Source organism: Methylobacterium sp. HMF5984 (assembly GCF_045033435.1).
GTDB lineage: Bacteria > Pseudomonadota > Alphaproteobacteria > Rhizobiales > Beijerinckiaceae > Methylobacterium.
In genome coordinates, this window is record NZ_JBJFLN010000001.1 from 93,707 (window position 1) to 110,655 (window position 16,949).

A 16,949-nucleotide genomic window follows, 5' to 3' on the forward strand; every position below is an offset into this window, starting at 1 on the left:
CGATGCGTAACGGAGTGAGTGGGTGAGCGGGATGGCGGACGAGGTGGCACGGCCCCGGCTGGGGCGCGGGCTCGCGGCCCTGATCGGCGATTTCGGGGATGCGGGCAACGAGGCGGGCAAGGTGCAGGCGCAGCGCAAGGTCGCGGTCGAGTTCCTGCGGCCGAACCCGCGCAACCCGCGCCGCAGCTTCAGCGAGACCGACCTCGACGAGCTCGCCGCCTCGATCCGCATGCGCGGCATCATCCAGCCGATCGTGGTGCGGGCGCTCGGCGAGGTGCCGGGCACGTTCGAGATCGTGGCGGGCGAGCGCCGCTGGCGCGCGGCCCAGCGCGCCGGGCACGACGAGGTGCCGGTGGTGGTGGTCGAGATCGACGACCGCGCCTCGCTCGAGTTCGCGATCCTGGAGAACATCCAGCGCGCCGACCTCAACGCCATCGAGGAGGCCTCCGGCTACGAGCGGCTGATGAGCGAGTTCTCCTATACACAGCGCGAGCTTGCCGAGATCCTGGGCAAAAGCCGCAGCCACCTCGCCAACACCCTGCGCCTGCTCAACCTGCCGGCGAAGGTGCAGGAGCGGCTGGTCGCGGCCGAGATCACCGCCGGCCATGCCCGCGCGCTGCTCGGCGTGCGCGCGCCCGAGCTGGTGGCCAAGCGCATCGTCGAGGAGGGGCTGACGGTGCGCGACGTCGAGGCGATCGCCGCGTCCGAGCAGCAGCCCGACGACGTGCCGCGGCCCGGCCGGCCGCGTGGGCTGACCGAGAAGACCGCCGAGGTGCGCTCGCTGGAAAGCCGCCTCGCCCTGGCGCTCGGCCTCGGCGTGACCCTGAAGGCGAAGTCGTCCGAGGCCGGCGAGATCCGGATCCGCTACGGCACGGCCCAGGAATTCGAGGATCTCTGCCGCCGCTTCCAGGTGCCCGACGCCGGCTGACCGGTCGACGCCGGACGCCTCATCGCGGCGTCCGGATCTCTTGCCCCCGCGTCCGATCCCGGGACGGATGCGGGGCCGAGCCTTGTGGCGGCGGCGTGCGCGCGCCTAGAAGCGGGCTGCGTCCACCGTCCGGGCGCGCGTTCCATCGGTCCACGCCGTGGCGTCGCGGCGGGGCCTGCAGGCTCGCATTCGGGCCTCGGTGCCGGCCTCCGGCCGTTCGCGCGGCCCGTTCCATCCTTCGCACGGACACCTCCATGCCCCGCCTCCGCACGATGATCCTGGCCGCAGGCCTTCTCGCGATCCCCGGTCTCGGCCTTGCCCAGACCAGCTCCATCCGCGAGGCGCTGAAGCAGAACTGCACCGGCGATTACCTCGAGCATTGCAGCGAGCACCCGCCCGGCGGCCCGGCGGTGGAGGCCTGCTTCCGGGCCAACCTGAGCAAGCTGTCGCCCGAATGCGCCGCGGCGATCGCCCTCTACAAGCGCGAGACCAAGGGCCGGCGGATCTCCGAGGGGCGGTGAGCCGGCCCCGGCCGCCAGCCGCGCCGATCGGGAGCAGATCGCGCACCGCCTCGGGCGGGCGGCACGGACGGACGCCCCCCGAGGCGACGTCGATCGGCGGGGCTCCGGCGGCCGTCGCGTCAGCGATGGCGTTCGTCATCGGTGAGGATTCGGCAGGCGTCGAGGGCGGACAGGGCCGGCGCGCAGACGTCCGGGTGGCCCTGGCAGCAATCGCGCATCAGGAACTGGATCAACCCGCCGAGCGCCGGGTAGGCCGCGCTGTAGAGGATCGAGCGGCCCTCGCGCCGGGACGCGATCAGCCCGGCATGCTCGAGCTCCTTCACGTGGAACGACAGGTTCGAGGTCGAGACGCCGACCGCGCCGGCGAGGGCACCGGCCGCGACGCCGTCCGGCCCCGCGGTCACGAGATGGCGCACGATCCGCAGGCGGTGCGCCTGGGCGAGCGCGCCGAAGGCGGCCAGAGCTTGCGCTTCGTCCATCGTCGGTCCAATATTTCAATGAATATTGAAACATAACGGACGCCCGACGCGTGGACAAGCCGCCCTTCGCCGATCTGCCCAACATCGCCGCCGAGCACTTCGCCGTGCCGACGCCGGGCACCCTCGCGCCGAAGACCGGCTTCGCCCACCCGCCGCGATTCCTCATCCTGTACGGATCGCTGCGCGCGCGCGCCTTCAGCCGGTTCCTGGCCGAGGAGGCGGCCCGCCTGCTCGCGGCGATGGGTGGCGAGGTGCGGATCTATCACGCCGACGGCCTGCCGCTGCCGGACGACGCCACCGCCGACCACCCGAAGGTCCGGGAGCTGCGCGCCGCCTCGCTGTGGTCGGAGGGGCAGGTCTGGGTCAGCCCGGAGCGACACGGCACGCTCACCGGCGTGATGAAGAGCCAGATCGACTGGCTGCCGCTCTCGGAGGGCTCGGTGCGCCCGACGCAGGGGCGCACGCTCGCGGTGATGCAGGTCTCGGGCGGCTCGCAATCGTTCAACGCCGTCAACGCGCTGCGCGTGCTCGGGCGCTGGATGCGGATGATTACCATCCCCAACCAGTCCTCGGTGCCCGCCACCTACACGCAGTTCGACGAGGCCGGCCGGATGAAGCCGGGGCCGCTCTACGACCGCGTCGTCGACGTCTGCGAGGAGCTCTACAAGTTCACGCTGCTCACCCGCGAGCGGGCCGACCTTCTGGTCGACCGCTATTCCGAGCGGAAGGAGCGAGCGCCCGCGCGCCTCGATGCGGTGGCCGCCGACATCGGGTTCGCCAAGCCGTAGGCGGCGGCCCGGCCGGCTTCGGCCGGATCACGCAGCGTGATCCGGCGCGGCGGTCGCTCGTCAAGCCGGATCGGCGCCGATCGGCGGGCTTTGCTTGCGCGATCCGGGCCTCAGCCCCGTCGCCGCGCCGCCTGCGTCGCGATCCGCAGCAGGGCGGAGGAGGCGTGGGCGTGGGCCAGGACCGGATCGGAGCGGCGGCAGGCCAGGATCGCGTCCTGGAGGATCTGCACCGCCTGGCGCAGGGTGTTGGGGCTCCAGCGGGCGAGCTGCGTCTCGATGCTGCCCTTGCGCTTGAAATGCAGGCCGCGCCAGCTCGCGACCATCAGGCTCGGCGCCTTGTCGCCGCCCTCGATCCGCACGGCGAGCAGCTGCAGCGCATGGCGCAGGCCGGAGCCCAGCATCGCCGAGGGGTCGAGGCCCTCGTGGCGGAAGCGGCGGATGTCGCGCTCCACCACGTCGCCTTGGCCCGCGAAGGCGGCGTCGATCAGGGTGTTGAGCTGGCTGCCGGCGACGTCGCTCACCACCGCCTCGACGTCGTCGAGCCCGACGGTTCCGGTGCCGGCCGCGTAGAGCGCGAGCTTCTCGATCTCGGCGAGGCTCGCCCGGCGGTCGCCGCCCAGGCTCTCGGCCAGCAGGGTGCGGGCGTCGCGGTCGATGCGCAGGCCGCGCGCCTCCAGCGTCCGGTTGATCAGGTCGGCGATCGCGCGGGCGTCGTCGGCGTAGCACGGGATCGCCAGCGCCTTGGCCGACTTCTCGCACAGCGTGCGCAGCGGCGCGGTCTTGGCCAGATCGCCGGCCTCGATCACGATGCGCGTGCCCTGGATCTCGCCCTTGAGCAGCGCCTCGACGGCGGGCGCGATCGGCCGGCTCGTCGGGCGCACCCAGATCGCGCGCTTGTCGCCGAACAGCCCGACGGTGCCGGCCTCGTCGACGAGCCGGCCGGGATCGCCGGCGAGCGCGTCGCCGTCGATCCGCACCAGGGCGAACGGGTCGCCCGGATCGGTGACGAAGCCCTCGGCGAGCTGCTTGGCGCGCTCGGCGACCAGCCCGGTATCGGGGCCGAACAGCAGGATCACCGGCATGCGCGGGTCCGGCCCGCGCCGCAGCAACCCATCGATCTCGCCGGCCTTGACCGCGGTCACGCCCGGGCTCCCCGCCCGATCCTCAAGGCTTGGCCGAGAGCACCGAGGCGAGGCGGGTCTTGATCTGGTCGGCCAGCACCGAGGCGAGGCGGATCTCGGCGTCGCGGGCGGCGCGCAGGGATGCGAAGCGCTGCACCGAGCGGTCGTAGGTCGCGGTCGAGGTCGCGACGCCCTCGGTGACGATCTTGGTGCCGTCGAGGTTTTCGAGGCTGTACTTGACCACGCCGACGATGGTGCCTGCCTCGGCGCGGCCCGTGGTGGTCGAGACGATCGGCGTCTGCACCGACTCGCTGCCCTGCAGCTTCAGCCGGTAGCGCTTCGGCCCGGGCTGGCCGGAGCCGTCGAGGGCGAAGATCAGCTCGCTGCGCAGGTAGTGCCCGATGCGCTCCTGGTCGCGTGCCATCGCGATGTCGTCGACCTGGATGCCGGCGAGCAGCGCGGGCAGCGACTCGCCGGACGCCGTCGGCCCGTAGAGCGGGCGGAAGCAGGCCGAGAGGTTGAGCGCGAGGCCTGCGACGCAGGCGAGACGGGCCGCCCGCGCCGCGGCGCGAGCCGTCGCGGTCCCGATCGTTGTGTCCGCCATCCGCCTCATCCGCCCGCCGCAATCCGTCTCGTCCAGGGTTCTTTAGCGCGAGCGAACGGCCCGGCGCCACGACCCTACGCGCGATCCCTTACGATTCGTCTGCGGCGGGAGTTGGGTCGCCGAGGTCGGTGACCGCGGGCCGCGGAGGCCGGACGCGTCGCGCCGCGGCGAAGCCGAAGACGTCGGCGGGAACGCTCCCCGGGGGGCGTCGACCGGCCGCTTCGGCGCCTGCGGGCGCGGCCGTCCCGCTGCGCGCGAGCCATCGAGACCGCCTGCGGCGTCTCGAACCAGGATCGTGCCGGTCTCGGGCCGTGCCGGGCCGACGCAGGCGGTGCAGCCGCCGCCGGAGCGTTGACGCGCGCGGCGACGCGGACCGGGCGGACCGCGCGAAACCTGACGACGGGGGGCGCGGCGCGCGCGGTCATGCCTCCCGGTCACGCACGCGCGATCGTCACGACGGCATCGTCGCAATCGCGTGCCGAGACGGGTACGGATCCGGGATTTCCCACGGATCGCGGTCGTCTAGAACTCGAGGCCGGGGCTTTTCAGGGCGTCGGCCTCGCGGCTGCAGAAGGCCTGATCCGGGGGCTTGCGCTCGCCCGCCAGCACCTTGGCGAGCTCGGCCCGCGCCCGGTCGAGATCGGCCCGGAACGCGGCGTCGCCGACGAGCGCCGCGAAGATCACCGAGCCGTTGGTGCGCCCGGCGGCGACGTCGCTCAGCCAGTGCACGCCGCAGACCACGCGGCTCTCGCCGTAGGCCCGGCCGCGGGCGAGGATGGCGGTGGCCTTCTCGGGCACCAGCGCGGCCATGATCAGGGCGTAGGCCCAGCCCTGGGTGGCGTGGCCCGACGGATAGCTGAAGCTGTCGGCGAGCGCCTGGGTCCGCTGCACGCAGATCGGCGCCTCGTTGCCGACGAAGGGGCGCAGGCGCCGGTAATGCACCTTCGGCCCGCGGGTGCCGGCGGCGATGTCGAGGCGCGCGCGCTCGAACAGGGTGATCACCGCCGGCACGCGGGCCTGGTCGATGCGGGTGCCGAGCACGCAGGCGAAGGTCTCGAGGATCGCGGCCGCGCCCTCGGCCACGTCGGTGGCGGCCATCTCCCAGCGCGGCGTGCCCTTCATCGCCCGCGTGGCGTTGAAGGCGGCGCGGTCGGCCGCCTCCAGGGTCGAGTGGCTCGCAGGCGGCGCCGGCAGGATCGGGACGGTGTCGGGCACGCCCGTGCCGGTCAGGTACGGCTTGTGCGCCGGCTTGTCCGGGCGGACCGGGTCGGCGGCGACGGAGGGCGCCGACGGCTCGGCCGTGGCCGGGGTCTCGGCATGCACGGCGGGAGCGAGGAGCGCGAGGAGCGCCAGGGCGATCGGGAAACGCGGCATCGGGTCCGTCCTCCGGGGCGGGCGAGGCCCAAGCCATAACGCCCGGACGTTGAACGGGATACGACGGCACCGCGACTTTTCCGATCGCGACCTCACCTCTTCCCTCTCCCGCTTGAGGGGGGAGGGAAGAGCCGCCCCCTCAGAACCCGGACGGCGCCCGCAGGTGCCAGTCGGTCGCGCCCTGGAACGCCTGCCCGATGCGCAGGGCCAGCGCCTCGTCGTAGCCGCGGCCGACGATCTGCAGCGAGAGCGGCAGGCCGCCGCGCGAGACGCCGTTCGGCAGGCTGAGGCCGCACAGGTCGAGCAGGTTGGCGAAGCGCGTGAAGCGGGAGGGCAGGTGCAGCTCGTCGACCTCCGCCAGGGGCACGGCCGCGGTCTCGGTGGTCGGCGTCAGGATCGCGTCGATCCCGTCCCAGGCGCGCGCGAGGTCGCGCTTGAGCGCGTCGCGGCGCTCGAGCGTCGCGAGGTACTCCTGCGCCGACAGGGTGCGGCCGCCGAGGATGCGCGCGCGCACCGCGTCGCCGAGCGGCGCGGCCGCGTCCTCGGCGAGCGCGCCATTGACGAAGTAGGCCTCGGCGTTGGTGATCCCGCTCATCGCCACGAGGTCGGCGAAGCGGAACGGCAGCGCGACGTCGACGATCTCCGCGCCGAGCCCGGACAGCACGTCGAGGGAGGCGTCGTAGGCGGCCAGCATCTCGGCCGAGCAGCCGTCCCGCTCGGCCTCCGGCATCCGCGCGAGCCGCAGGCCGCGCACGCCGCGGTTCAGGGTCGGGAACGGGTCGACGGGCAGGATGCCGCGGGTCGCCGGGTCGAGCGGATCGGGGCCGGAGATCGCCGCGTAGAGCAGCGCGGCGTCGGCGACGCTGCGAGCGAGCGGGCCGGGGGTGTCGAGGGTCGCGCTGAGCGGGACGATGCCGTGGGTCGAGACCCGGCCGACGGTGACCTTCAGCCCGGTCAGCCCGCAGAAGGCCGCGGGCAGGCGCACCGAGCCGCCGGTGTCGGTGCCGATGCCCCAGGGCGCCATCCGCGCCGCCACCGCGACGCCGGTGCCGCTGCTCGATCCGCCGGGCGTGCGGGCGACCGCGAGGTCCCACGGGTTCCACGGGGTGCCGAGATGCGGGTTGGTGCCCCAGCCGCCATAGGCGAACTCCACCGTGTGAGTCTTTCCGAGCACGATCATCCCCTGCGCGATCAGGCGCCGGGCGATGGTGGCGGTGCGGGCGGCGCGCCGCGCCCGGTGGGCGGCCGAGCCGCCCATGGTGATGCGGCCCTCGAGGTCGATCAGGTCCTTCAGCGCGATCGGCACCCCGTGCAGCGGCCCGACCGCGTGGCCGGAGCGGATCGCCCGGTCCGCGCCCTCCGCCGCCAGCCGCGCATCGTCGGCGAACACCTCGGTGAAGGCCTGGAGCTTCGGCTCGCGGGCGGCGATGCGGTCGAGCATCGCCGCCACGGCCTCGACCGGCGACAGCGTTTTGCCGGCAATTCTTTTTGCGAGCTCGGTCGCGGAGAGGTCGGCGATGGCGTTCGTCGTGTCGGTCATCCGGAAGGACCCTTGCTTGTCCGGTCGTCGTGGTCGGGGGCTATCCCGTCGTCCCGGGGCGCCGCTCACGCGGCCCCGGAACGACGGGGCGTCGAGCGTCGGACGCGGCTACGGCAGGCTCACCAGCGTCAGGTCGACGAACCAGCTCTGCGGCGAGACGAACCCCTTCACCTTCGGGCTCATGCCGCGGGGGTTGAGGTCGTGGACGACGTAGAGCCAGGGCGGGTCGTCGACGAGGCGCTCGTGCGCGGCCTTGGTGGCGGCCGAGATCTCGGCCGGGTCGCTCGATTCGGCGAGCGTCCTCAGGGCCTTGTCGAAGGTCGCGTCGGTCCAGTTCGGGAAGTTGAAGCCGTTGGGCGGAAACCGGTCGGCCGCGAAGTAGCGCACCATCACGCCCGCATCGGATGTGGGCGAGGAGACGTTGAGGGCGTTCGAGCCCTGCAGGCTGGCCGCGTCGGGCAGCGCCCGGCTCGAGTTCAGCAGGATCTGCCACTCGACGACGTTGAACGACACGTCGACGTCGCAGGCCTGCTTGAGGTTCTCCTGCAGGAACTCGTTCATCGGCATCGGCGACATCTGCCCCGAGCCGGAGGCCGAGATCATGATCTTCAGCGCGAGCGGGTTCCTGGCGGTGAAGCCGGCCTCGGCCAGCAGCGCCTTGCCCCGCTTCGGATCGAAGCCGTAGCGGTTCTTGGGGGTGCCGAAATCCGGGTTGCCGTCGTTGAACCAGCCGCTGGCGGCCTCCGCGGTGCCGTTGAGGAAGCTGACCACCGCCGCGCGGTCGACGCAGTAGTTCAGGGCCTGGCGCACGCGCACGTCCTTCACCGGGCTGTTGGTCGCGCCGATGTTGAAGATCCACGGCCAGACATGGGGGTAGGTGCCGGTGGTGACGGCGAAGCCCGCGGCCTTCAGCGACGGGATCGCGTCGGGCGCCGGCACCTCGATCCAGTCGACCTGGCCGGCCCGCAACGCGGCGATCCGGGCGTTGGCCTCGGGGATCGGCATCAGGCGGACCCGGTCGACCTTGGCGAGGCGGGACCTGTCCCAGTAGCCGTCGTTGCGGGCGAGATCCGCCGATTCCCGCGGCGTCACCTTGGTCAGCTTGAACGGCCCGGTGCCGGCGGCCGGCACCGCCTGCACCTTGGCCCAGTCGCGGCCGGCCTTCACGAACGATTTCGGGGAGGTGAACAGCAGGTACACCGCCATGTAGGGGAAGTACGAGGCCACCTGCGTGGTGGTGATCTGCACCGTCCTGTCGTCGAGCTTCTTGTAGCTGCCCATGATCGGCACCCGGGCGCGGGAGATGCCGGCGCCCTGCGCCTCGAATTGCGGGCTGTCGTTCTTGAAGTAGCGGTCGAGGTTCCAGATCACCGCGTCGGCATCGAACGCTTCGCCGTCGTGGAAGCGCACGCCGTCGCGCAGGTGGAAGGTCCAGACCCGCTTGTCCTCGGCCGACTGCTCCCAGGCGGTGGCGAGCGCCGGCATCAGCCCGGCCGGCCGGTCGGTGCGGGTGAGGTCCCACTGCACCAGCCCCTCGAAGATCGGGTAGCCGAGGAAGCGCATGCCCTCGAAGCCGTTGTTGGGCATGCCGGTGGCGGTGGGAATGTCGGTCGCGGTCATCGCGATGCGCAGGACGCTCTCGGCGAGCGCCGGCGGCGCGGCCAGCGCGGTGGTGACGGCGAGGGCAGCCAGGGTACGGCCGAGCATCGTGCGGCTTCTCATGCGTGGGTCCGGGAAAGCCCCTCCGGGTGAGGGGGGAGGCCCCTGCGGGCGAGGGGGACAGTCCCTCCGGGCAAGACCTGCGCCAACGATCTTGGGTTGTGCCGCAGGACAATGGCGTCTTGGGCGTTGCGCCCGGGCCTTGCGCCGCCCTATCCCGCGGCACCACGATGGCGCCTTCGGAGGTTTCGCTCCCGGCGGGGCCTGCGGTTCCGGACCGCCAGATGAGGGATGAGCGCGTTGGCAGAGACGATGAACGGCGCCGAGAGCCTGGTCCGCACCCTGGTCGCGGGCGGCGTCGAGGTGTGCTTCACCAATCCCGGCACCTCCGAGATGCATTTCGTGGCGGCGCTCGACCGGGTCGAGGGCATGGCCTGCGTGCTGTTCCTGTTCGAGGGCGGCGCGACGGGGGCCGCCGACGGCTACGCCCGCATGGCCGACAAGCCGGCCTCGACCCTGCTCCATCTCGGCCCCGGCCTCGCCAACGGCCTGGCAAACCTCCACAACGCGCGCCGCGCCCGCTCGCCGATCGTCAACATCGTCGGCGAGCACGCCACCTACCACCGCATCCACGACGCGCCGCTGACCTCGGACATCGCCGGCTTCGCCCGGCCGGTCTCGGCCTGGCTGCGCATGGGCACCACCGCCGAGGCCATCGCCGCGGACGGCGCCGACGCGATCGCCGCGGCGCGGACCGCCCCGGGGCGGATCGCGACCCTGATCCTGCCCGCCGACACCGCCTGGAACCCGGGCACCGGCATCGCGCCCGTCCCCGCGATTCCCGAGCGCGCGCGGGCGGGCGCGGATGCGCAGCGGCGCGCCGTCGCGGCCCTGGCCTCGGGCGAGCCGGCGGTGCTGTACCTGTCCGACCGGGCGGTGCGCGGCGAGGGCCGCCGCATCGCCGCCCGCATCGCGCGGAAGACCGGCGCCAAGCTGCTGGCCATGGCCGCCAACGCCCGGATCGACCGCGGCGCCGGCACGGTGCCGATCGAGCGCCTGCCCTACCCGATCGACGCCGCGATCGAGACCCTGGCGCCCTTCCGCCACGTCATCCTCGTCGGCGCGACGCCGCCGGTCGGGTTCTTCGCCTATCCCGGCAAGCCGAGCGTGCTCAGCGCGCCGGACGCCGAGACGATCGTGCTGGCGACGCCGGAGGAGGACCAGATCGAGGCGCTGGAGCGGCTGGCCGAGGCCGTCGGCGCGCCGGCGGACGAGTCGTCGGCCGCCGGCGCGCGCCCGGAGCTGCCGACCGCCGGCGCGCTCGCCGACGCCGCCATCGGCCGGGTGCTCGGCGCGCTGATCCCCGAGGGCGCGATCGTCTGCGACGAGTCGATCACCACCGGCCGCAACTTCTTCGGGCAGACCCATGCGGCCGCGCCCCACAGTTGGCTCCAGCTCGGCGGCGGCGCGATCGGCCTCGGCATCCCGATGGCGACGGGCGCCGCCATCGCCTGCCCCGGCCGCAAGGTGATCGCGCTGCAGGCCGACGGCAGCGCGCTCTACACCGCCCAGGCGCTGTGGACCCAGGCGCGCGAGCGCCTCGACGTGGTCACGCTGATCTGGTCGAACCGCTCCTACGCCATCCTGCGCCACGAGCTCGCCAACGTCGGCGCCGCCAATCCCGGCCCGAAGGCGATCGGCATGCTGACGCTGGACGACCCGGCGATCGACTGGGTCAGCCTCGCCAGGGGCTTCGGCGTCGAGGCGCGCCGCGTGGAGAATTTAGCCGACTTCATCGACGTGTTCCGCGGGGCGCTGGCCCGGCGTGGGCCGTTCCTGATCGAGGTGGCTCTGTGAGGACCGGACAGACAGCCGCCGCGTCCGTTTCGTCTCCTTCAGCCGGCGTGCCGATGCCCGAAAGGCCCTCCCTTCCCCTCTCCCCGCACGCGGGGAGAGGCCCGCAGGCACCTCGTCGTGCCTGTGGGAAGCGGCGGCGAAGCCGAAGCGGCGGTGAGGGGGCGCGGACGGACGAGACTCCTTCGTCGAGACCCCCTCACCGTCGGCTGCCGCCTCGCCGCGACGACGACGAGGTCGTCGCGGCCCTCTCCCCGCAGGCGGGGCGAGGGGATGCGCGCGAATCTCGGCGTGATGCCTTGCCGTCGACGTCCCGGCTTGCGGCATCAGGGCAGGGGACGCGGGCGTGACCACCTTCACCCTCCCGGGCCTGTCCGCGCCCGCCGAGATCCGCGTCGACCGCCACGGCGTGCCGCATCTCCGCGCCGCGTCGCAGGACGACGTCTTTCGCGTGCAGGGGTTCAACGCCGCCCGCGACCGGCTGTGGCAGCTCGACCTGTGGCGCAAGCGCGGCCTCGGGCTGCTCGCCGCCGATTTCGGGCCGGGCTACCTCGCGCAGGACCGGGCGGCGCGGCTGTTCCTGTACCGCGGCGACATGGAGGCCGAGTGGGCGGCCTACGGGCATCCGCGCACTCGGAACATCGTCGAGGCCTTCGTCGCCGGGCTGAACGCCTACGTCGCCCTGACCCTCGAGCGTCCCGACCTGCTGCCGCCGGAATTCGCCGCCCTCGGGACGCGCCCGGCGGCGTGGGCGCCCGAGGACGTGGTCCGCATCCGCAGCCATGCGCTGGTGCGCAACGTGGCCTCCGAGGTCGCCCGCGCGCAGGTGCTGGCGCGTGCCGACGCCGAGACCGACGCCCTGCGCAAGGGCCTCAGCCCCCCGCACGCGACGATGCCGCTCGGCGATCTCGAGCCGGCGCACTGGCCGGACGACCTGCTCGACGTGGTCCGCCTCGCCACCGCGCCGGTCGGGTTCGATCCGGCGCGGCTCGCCGCCACCCGCGACGCGGCCTGGGCCTGGACCCGGGTCGACGCGCAGGGAAACGTCGGCCGCCAGCGGGTTGCGGAAAACCCCGAGCCGGCCGGCGACGGCTCGAACGCCTGGGCGGTCGCGCCGTCGCGCAGCGCCACCGGGCGGCCGATCCTGGCGAGCGACCCGCACCGCGCCTACGCCCTGCCGGCGCTGCGCTACGTCGTCCACCTCACCGCGCCCGGGCTCGACGTGATCGGCGCCGGCGAGCCGGCGCTCCCCGGCATCAGCATCGGCCACAACGGCAAGGCCGCCTTCGGCCTGACCATCGCCCCCTTCGACCAGGAGGACCTGTTCGTCCTCGACGTCGACCCCGGCGACCCGGACCGGTTCCGGTTCGACGGCGGCTGGGCGCCGATCGAGCGGGTGCACGAGCGCATCCCCGTCCGCGGCGAGGCCGACGAGCCGGTCACGCTCGGCTTCACCCGCCACGGCCCGGTGATCTGCGAGGACCGCGCCACCGCCAAGGCCTTCGCCGTCCGCACGGTGTGGTCCGAGCCCGGCGCCGGCGCCTATCTCGGCAGCCTGGCCTATCTCGACGCCGCGACGCCGGAGGCCTTCGGCGCGGCGCTGCGGCACTGGTCGGCGCCCTCCGTCAACCAGGTCTACGCCGACGTGACCGGGCGGGTCGCGTGGTTCACGGCGGGCAAGGCGCCGATCCGCCCGAACTGGGACGGCCTGCTGCCGGTGCCGGGCGACGGCCGATACGCCTGGGCCGGGTTCCACGACGGGGGAGACCTGCCGAGCCGGATCGATCCGGGCGCCGGCTTCGTCTACTCGGCCAACGAGATGAACCTGCCGGAGGAGTACCCGGCTGAGGCGCGAAAGCTCGGCTTCGAGTGGCACGAGCCGTGGCGCGCCCGGCGCATCCGCACGGTGCTGGCGCACCAGCCGCAGCACGCGCCGGCCGATTCGCAGCGGCTCCAGGGCGACGACGTCTCCGAGCCGGCGCTGCGGCTGGCGCACCTCGCCGCGACGCTGGCCGCGCCCGCCGACGCGGAGGCCCGCCGGGCGATCGCCCTGCTCGAGACCTTCGACGGGCACCTGCACGAGGGCTCGGCCTCGGCCGCGCTGGTGGAGGTGTTCTGGGTGCACCACCTGCGCCCGGCCCTGCTGCACGCCCTCGTGCCCGATCCGGAGACCCGGCGCCTGCTGCCGCCGGGCGACCTGCCGGCCCTGCTCGACCGCCTGGAGACGCCGCGCCCGCCGCTCGACCGCGCCGCCCGCGACGCGCTGGTCGAACGCACCCTGGCGGCGGCCTGGCGGGACTGCGCGGCCCGCCTCGGCCCCGATCCCGCGGCCTGGGCCTGGGGCCGCCTGCATCACGCGCTGTTCGCGCACCCGCTCGGCCCGCGCGGCTTCACCGGCCACGATGTCGGCCCCCTGCCGATGCCGGGGGCGGGGCCCTGCGTGATGCACGCCGAGTACGACCCCGCGACGTTCCGGATGACGCACGGCGCCTCGTTCCGGATGGTGCTCGACGTCGGCGACTGGGATGCCGGCGTCTTCGTCAACGCGCCGGGCCAATCCGGCCACCCGGCGAGCCCGCACTACGCCGACCATGCCGAGCCCTGGGCCCGGCGCGCCTACCGTCCGCTGCTGTACTCCCGCGCGGCGGTCGACGCCGCGACGGAGACGGTGATCACGCTGGTGCCGGGCGGCGACGGCGCCTGACGGGATCGCTCTGGACGAAGGCCCCGCCTTCGACCGAGCGGACGCCGACGCCGTTCCCGGGCCTCGAACGAAGACAGGCCCCCCGCCGTCCCTCCCCCCTCTGCGGGGGAGGGAAGAGGCTCCGCGCGTTCCGTCATCCCGCAGCGGGTCGCGATCGCGCCGGCGCCCAGCGGCGCAGGGCGAGGTGGGTCGGGAGGAACAGCAGGGTCGGCAGGCCGACGATCAGGCCCGCGAGCCAGGCCCAGGCCGGAACCCAGGTCTGCGCCGCCCGGTCGCTCATGCCCCATACGTAGTTCATGTTGACCGGGGTCAGGCCCGGCTCCGGCGTCGGCGGCGGCATCAGGAAGAAGCACGCCAGCAGGGTGACGATCGCGAGCGCGGTCCAGGTCGGCAGGGCGCGGCAATCGTAGCCGAGGCGGCCGACCAGGTAGATCAGCAGGAACGGCAGCCAGCCGTGGAAGCCCGACAGGCCGCGCAGGAACGGCGCGGTGCTCCGATCGAACATGTAGGCGGTCATCCCGGTGATCGGGCAGCCGAGGGCGGTGCCGAGGAAGTCGAGCACCCACAGCAGTTGCGGCGCGACGAGGCCGACCGCGCACATCGCGACGAGCAGCGGGCTCTCCAGCCAGATCCCGACCAGGGTCAGCAGCAGCGACTGGTCGCAGAAGTACAGGAAGTTCGTCGGGCCGTAAGAGGACAGGTAGGTCGGGACCAGGACCGCGACGAAGGCGGTGTAGGCGAGCTTGTCGGGCATCGGGATGCGCCCGCGCGAAGCGGGGGCGAGCGCCGGGAAATCGGGCATCGGATCGTCTCGGCTGGCGAAGGGACGGGGGAATTCGGGTCCGGCGAGGCCCGGCCGGGATTTCGGCCGGGCCTCGCGAGGGGGCGTCGGTCCTGTCTCGGGTCAATTTTTGCCCGGATCGGTCCTTGCCCGGATCAGTCCTTGCCGACCGACATCAGCAGGCGCTCGGTCTTGGCGTCCTCGATGCGGTTCACCATGCGGCGGCCCTCATGCACGTCGCGCACCGTCTTGGTCGCGGTGATGCAGGACTGGACCAGCATCACCACGCCCATGGCAAGGTAGCCCTTGATCCAGATGTCCACCGGCAGGAACAGGATCCCGCAGGCCACCATCGCGGCCGAGCCGAGGAAGGCGGCGTAGGTGAAGGTGACCCAGGCGCCGGAATGCTGGGTAGTCTCGTTGTTCATGACACGCTCCTGATGTGGGACGGGAAAGGGATGGGATGCTCGGTGGGTCAGGCGGCCGGGGCGAGCCCGGCCTTGCGGCGCAGGCCCTCCAGCACGTCGCCGCCGGTCGGGCGGGTGCGCGGGCCGAAGCCCTCGCGCGCCAGGCGCTCGGCGATGTCGGCGATGTCGGCCTCGGCAAGCGCCGCCTCAGTGTCGGTCGCCTCGGCCTGGAGCGCGCGCAGGCGCGCCAGGGTCGCCTCGGCCTCGCGCAGGGTGGCCGTGTCGCCGCGGCCGGTCTGGGCCGAGAGCCGCCGCACGGCTTCCGTCGCGCCGGCGACCCGCCGGCCGCGTTCCAGCTCCGCCTGCCGGCGGGTGGCGTCGGCGACGGTGGCGCGGATGCGGGCGACCTCGGCGGCGAATCGCGTGCGGGCCTCGTCGATCGCCCGGCGCTCGGCCTCGAGCTCGGCGATCGCGTCCGCCGCCTCCGCCGCGAGGTCGTCGCGCCCGGCGGCGAGCGCCGTGACGGCGCGGCCTTCGAGGTCGGCCGCCCGGGCGTCGATCTCGGCGCCGCGGCGGGCCTCGGCCTGGTCGCCGGCGATCGCCACGGCCAGCGCCCGACGGCTGCGTTCCAGCGCGGCGCGGGTCTCGCGGATCTGCTGGTCGAGGATCAGCAGGGCGTTGCGGTCGTGGAGGTCTTCGGTGGCCCGGGCGACTTTCCCCCGGGCGAGGAGGTTGAGCAACTTGAGCATGGTGGGGCTCCCGCGTTATGAACATCGTTCACATCCGGAACCTCCCACGAACATGAACAGCGTTCAAGTGCGCGATTGCACGTCGTGCAAAATAGGGCCGCGAGGCGGCGCGTGACCGGGCTGGCCGACGGCGGGAAGCCGACGAAGGCGGAGGCTCGCCGGGAAGCGCTTCGCACCACGCTCGTTGCCGCGGCGGAGCGCCGGATCGCGGCGGACGGGCTCGGCGCCCTGCGCGCCCGCGACCTCGCCGCGGATGCCGGCTGCGCGCTCGGCGCGATCTACACCGCGTTCCCGGATCTCGACGCGCTGATCCTCGCGGTGAACCTGCGCACGCTCGGCCTGTTCGAGGCGGCGCTCGGGCCGGAGGCCGACGGGTTCGACGCGGCGGGCGCGGCCGACGAGCTCGTCCGGCTGGGCGAGGCCTATCTCGCCTTCGCGCAAGGCCACGCCAGGCGCTGGCGCGCCCTGTTCCAGCACCAACTCGCCGACGGGCGGCGCCCGCCGGACGGGTACGTCGCCGAGCAGGGCCGCCTGTTCCGCCGGATCGAGGCGCCGTTGCAGGCGCTGCGCCCGGACCTCCCGGCCCTCGAGCGTGTCCTGCTCGCCCGCAGCCTGTTCTCGGCGACGCACGGCATCGTCATGCTCGGCCTCGACGCGCGCCTGATGGTGCTGCCGGTCGCGGTGGTGCGGGCCCAGCTCGATCTGCTGATCCGCGCCATGGCGTCGGGATTGGCGAACGCGGACGGGGCGGCCGCCGCGTGACGCGCTCGGCCGCGCCGACGCTGCGAACCGACGCTCAGGGCGCCTCGGCCTTCGCGATGGCGCGGACCGCCCTCAGCGCGTCCGCCCGGCTCGCGTCGCTCGCAAGCCCGCTCCACAGGCCGAGAAGCTCCCGCAACCCGGCCAGATCGCTCGGCGCGGCGGCCTCGCCGAACAGCGACGCGACCGTGCCGCCGAGCGCTTCGGCGAGACGGCGAAGACTGTCGTTCCCCTCCCCGACATCGTCGCGACCGGGGGTCTTTCCGCGATCCGGGCCGGGCTCAACACACATCGACGGTCGCCTCTTGAATAGCCATGCGACCGCACGCGTCCTCGTATTCTGCATTCAGAACGCTTTTACGGCAATACGCAACCTCTGGTCGTAAGGCGGCGTTGTCGGCTTAAGTCTGAGTTGGCAGATGAGAACATCGCTTTGAAGACAGCATGATGGCGACAGACGAAAGGTTCTCCGCCGGGGCCATGGTCGACGCTTGCCTGCGGCTCTACGAAATCGTCCGCGAGGTCGGAACACCCGAGATGGTCATGACGTGCCGTCTGCTGCTCTATCAAGCCGGATTGCAGATCGCGGACGAGGTCAAGGCCGAGAAGGACGGCGCAAGACGCGACGAACATTGACGGCGTGGGAAAGGCCGGGGCCCGTGCCCGCGATGCGCCCGGCCC

Annotated in this window: 17 protein-coding genes; 7 read left to right on the plus strand and 10 right to left on the minus strand. The window is 73.4% G+C overall.

Features of this window, described 5'->3' with window-relative positions; genetic code table 11:
* Window positions 1–31: 31 nt before the first annotated feature.
* Both ACFZ8E_RS00485 and ACFZ8E_RS00490 read left to right on the plus strand, forming a co-directional pair.
* Window positions 32–928 carry a ParB/RepB/Spo0J family partition protein gene (locus ACFZ8E_RS00485; protein ID WP_147728224.1) on the plus strand — a complete coding sequence of 299 codons (897 nt, stop codon included), beginning with the start codon at window positions 32–34 and terminating at the stop codon, window positions 926–928.
* Between the two features lie 254 nt (window positions 929–1,182).
* A complete protein-coding gene (locus ACFZ8E_RS00490) occupies window positions 1,183–1,449 on the plus strand; it encodes a hypothetical protein (RefSeq protein ID WP_147728221.1) in 267 nt (88 codons plus the stop codon).
* A 119-nt stretch (window positions 1,450–1,568) separates the two neighbouring features.
* Here ACFZ8E_RS00490 and ACFZ8E_RS00495 read toward each other — a convergent pair whose 3' ends face one another.
* Window positions 1,569–1,928: a helix-turn-helix transcriptional regulator gene (locus ACFZ8E_RS00495; RefSeq protein ID WP_147728220.1), complete on the minus strand. Its 360-nt coding sequence runs from the start codon at window positions 1,926–1,928 to the stop codon at window positions 1,569–1,571.
* Window positions 1,929–1,978: 50 nt separating this feature from the next.
* On the opposite strand from ACFZ8E_RS00495, the gene arsH reads away from it, so the two are divergent.
* Entirely contained in the window at window positions 1,979–2,716 is a 738-nt protein-coding gene (gene arsH / locus ACFZ8E_RS00500; RefSeq protein ID WP_405041684.1) for an arsenical resistance protein ArsH, read from the plus strand.
* A gap of 110 nt (window positions 2,717–2,826) precedes the next feature.
* Here the strand turns inward: arsH and holA are convergent, their stop codons facing one another.
* The 5 genes from holA to ACFZ8E_RS00525 form a co-directional block, all read right to left on the minus strand.
* Window positions 2,827–3,858 carry a DNA polymerase III subunit delta gene (gene holA / locus ACFZ8E_RS00505; RefSeq protein ID WP_405041685.1) on the minus strand — a complete coding sequence of 344 codons (1,032 nt, stop codon included), beginning with the start codon at window positions 3,856–3,858 and terminating at the stop codon, window positions 2,827–2,829.
* Between the two features lie 22 nt (window positions 3,859–3,880).
* Window positions 3,881–4,441 (minus strand): LPS assembly lipoprotein LptE, encoded by a 561-nt coding sequence (lptE, locus tag ACFZ8E_RS00510; protein WP_147728217.1) that lies wholly within the window; start codon window positions 4,439–4,441, stop codon window positions 3,881–3,883.
* Between the two features lie 522 nt (window positions 4,442–4,963).
* Window positions 4,964–5,815 (minus strand): acid phosphatase, encoded by an 852-nt coding sequence (locus ACFZ8E_RS00515; RefSeq protein ID WP_405041686.1) that lies wholly within the window; start codon window positions 5,813–5,815, stop codon window positions 4,964–4,966.
* Window positions 5,816–5,954: 139 nt separating this feature from the next.
* Window positions 5,955–7,355 (minus strand): amidase, encoded by a 1,401-nt coding sequence (locus ACFZ8E_RS00520; RefSeq protein WP_405041687.1) that lies wholly within the window; start codon window positions 7,353–7,355, stop codon window positions 5,955–5,957.
* A gap of 108 nt (window positions 7,356–7,463) precedes the next feature.
* Window positions 7,464–9,077, minus strand: a complete 1,614-nt coding sequence (locus ACFZ8E_RS00525; protein ID WP_405041688.1) for an ABC transporter substrate-binding protein — start codon at window positions 9,075–9,077, stop codon at window positions 7,464–7,466.
* A 249-nt stretch (window positions 9,078–9,326) separates the two neighbouring features.
* Here ACFZ8E_RS00525 and ACFZ8E_RS00530 point away from each other — a divergent pair, with 249 nt between their 5' ends.
* Together ACFZ8E_RS00530 and ACFZ8E_RS00535 are read left to right on the plus strand one after the other, a co-directional pair.
* Complete coding sequence (locus ACFZ8E_RS00530; protein ID WP_405044300.1) at window positions 9,327–10,871, plus strand: acetolactate synthase large subunit; 1,545 nt, start codon at window positions 9,327–9,329, stop codon at window positions 10,869–10,871.
* A 343-nt stretch (window positions 10,872–11,214) separates the two neighbouring features.
* On the plus strand, window positions 11,215–13,572 hold the full coding sequence (locus ACFZ8E_RS00535) for a penicillin acylase family protein (RefSeq protein WP_405041689.1): 2,358 nt from the start codon (window positions 11,215–11,217) through the stop codon (window positions 13,570–13,572).
* Between the two features lie 133 nt (window positions 13,573–13,705).
* Here ACFZ8E_RS00535 and ACFZ8E_RS00540 read toward each other — a convergent pair whose 3' ends face one another.
* From ACFZ8E_RS00540 to ACFZ8E_RS00550, 3 genes are all read right to left on the minus strand, one after another.
* Complete coding sequence (locus ACFZ8E_RS00540) at window positions 13,706–14,374, minus strand: hypothetical protein (protein ID WP_405041690.1); 669 nt, start codon at window positions 14,372–14,374, stop codon at window positions 13,706–13,708.
* 134 nt (window positions 14,375–14,508) lie between these two features.
* The gene (locus ACFZ8E_RS00545; RefSeq protein WP_147729665.1) at window positions 14,509–14,781 is read right to left on the minus strand and encodes a YiaA/YiaB family inner membrane protein; all 273 of its coding nucleotides are present in this window, start codon (window positions 14,779–14,781) and stop codon (window positions 14,509–14,511) included.
* 47 nt (window positions 14,782–14,828) lie between these two features.
* Window positions 14,829–15,509, minus strand: coding sequence for a PspA/IM30 family protein (locus tag ACFZ8E_RS00550; RefSeq protein WP_405041691.1), 681 nt, complete (start codon window positions 15,507–15,509; stop codon window positions 14,829–14,831).
* Window positions 15,510–15,620: 111 nt separating this feature from the next.
* On the opposite strand from ACFZ8E_RS00550, the gene ACFZ8E_RS00555 reads away from it, so the two are divergent.
* Window positions 15,621–16,271 (plus strand): TetR/AcrR family transcriptional regulator, encoded by a 651-nt coding sequence (locus tag ACFZ8E_RS00555; protein ID WP_405041692.1) that lies wholly within the window; start codon window positions 15,621–15,623, stop codon window positions 16,269–16,271.
* A gap of 34 nt (window positions 16,272–16,305) precedes the next feature.
* Here ACFZ8E_RS00555 and ACFZ8E_RS00560 read toward each other — a convergent pair whose 3' ends face one another.
* Window positions 16,306–16,560 carry a hypothetical protein gene (locus tag ACFZ8E_RS00560; protein WP_405041693.1) on the minus strand — a complete coding sequence of 85 codons (255 nt, stop codon included), beginning with the start codon at window positions 16,558–16,560 and terminating at the stop codon, window positions 16,306–16,308.
* 152 nt (window positions 16,561–16,712) lie between these two features.
* Between ACFZ8E_RS00560 and ACFZ8E_RS00565 the strand changes: the two genes are divergently transcribed.
* A complete protein-coding gene (locus ACFZ8E_RS00565; protein ID WP_147729394.1) occupies window positions 16,713–16,904 on the plus strand; it encodes a hypothetical protein in 192 nt (63 codons plus the stop codon).
* The last annotated feature ends 45 nt before the right edge of the window (window positions 16,905–16,949 follow it).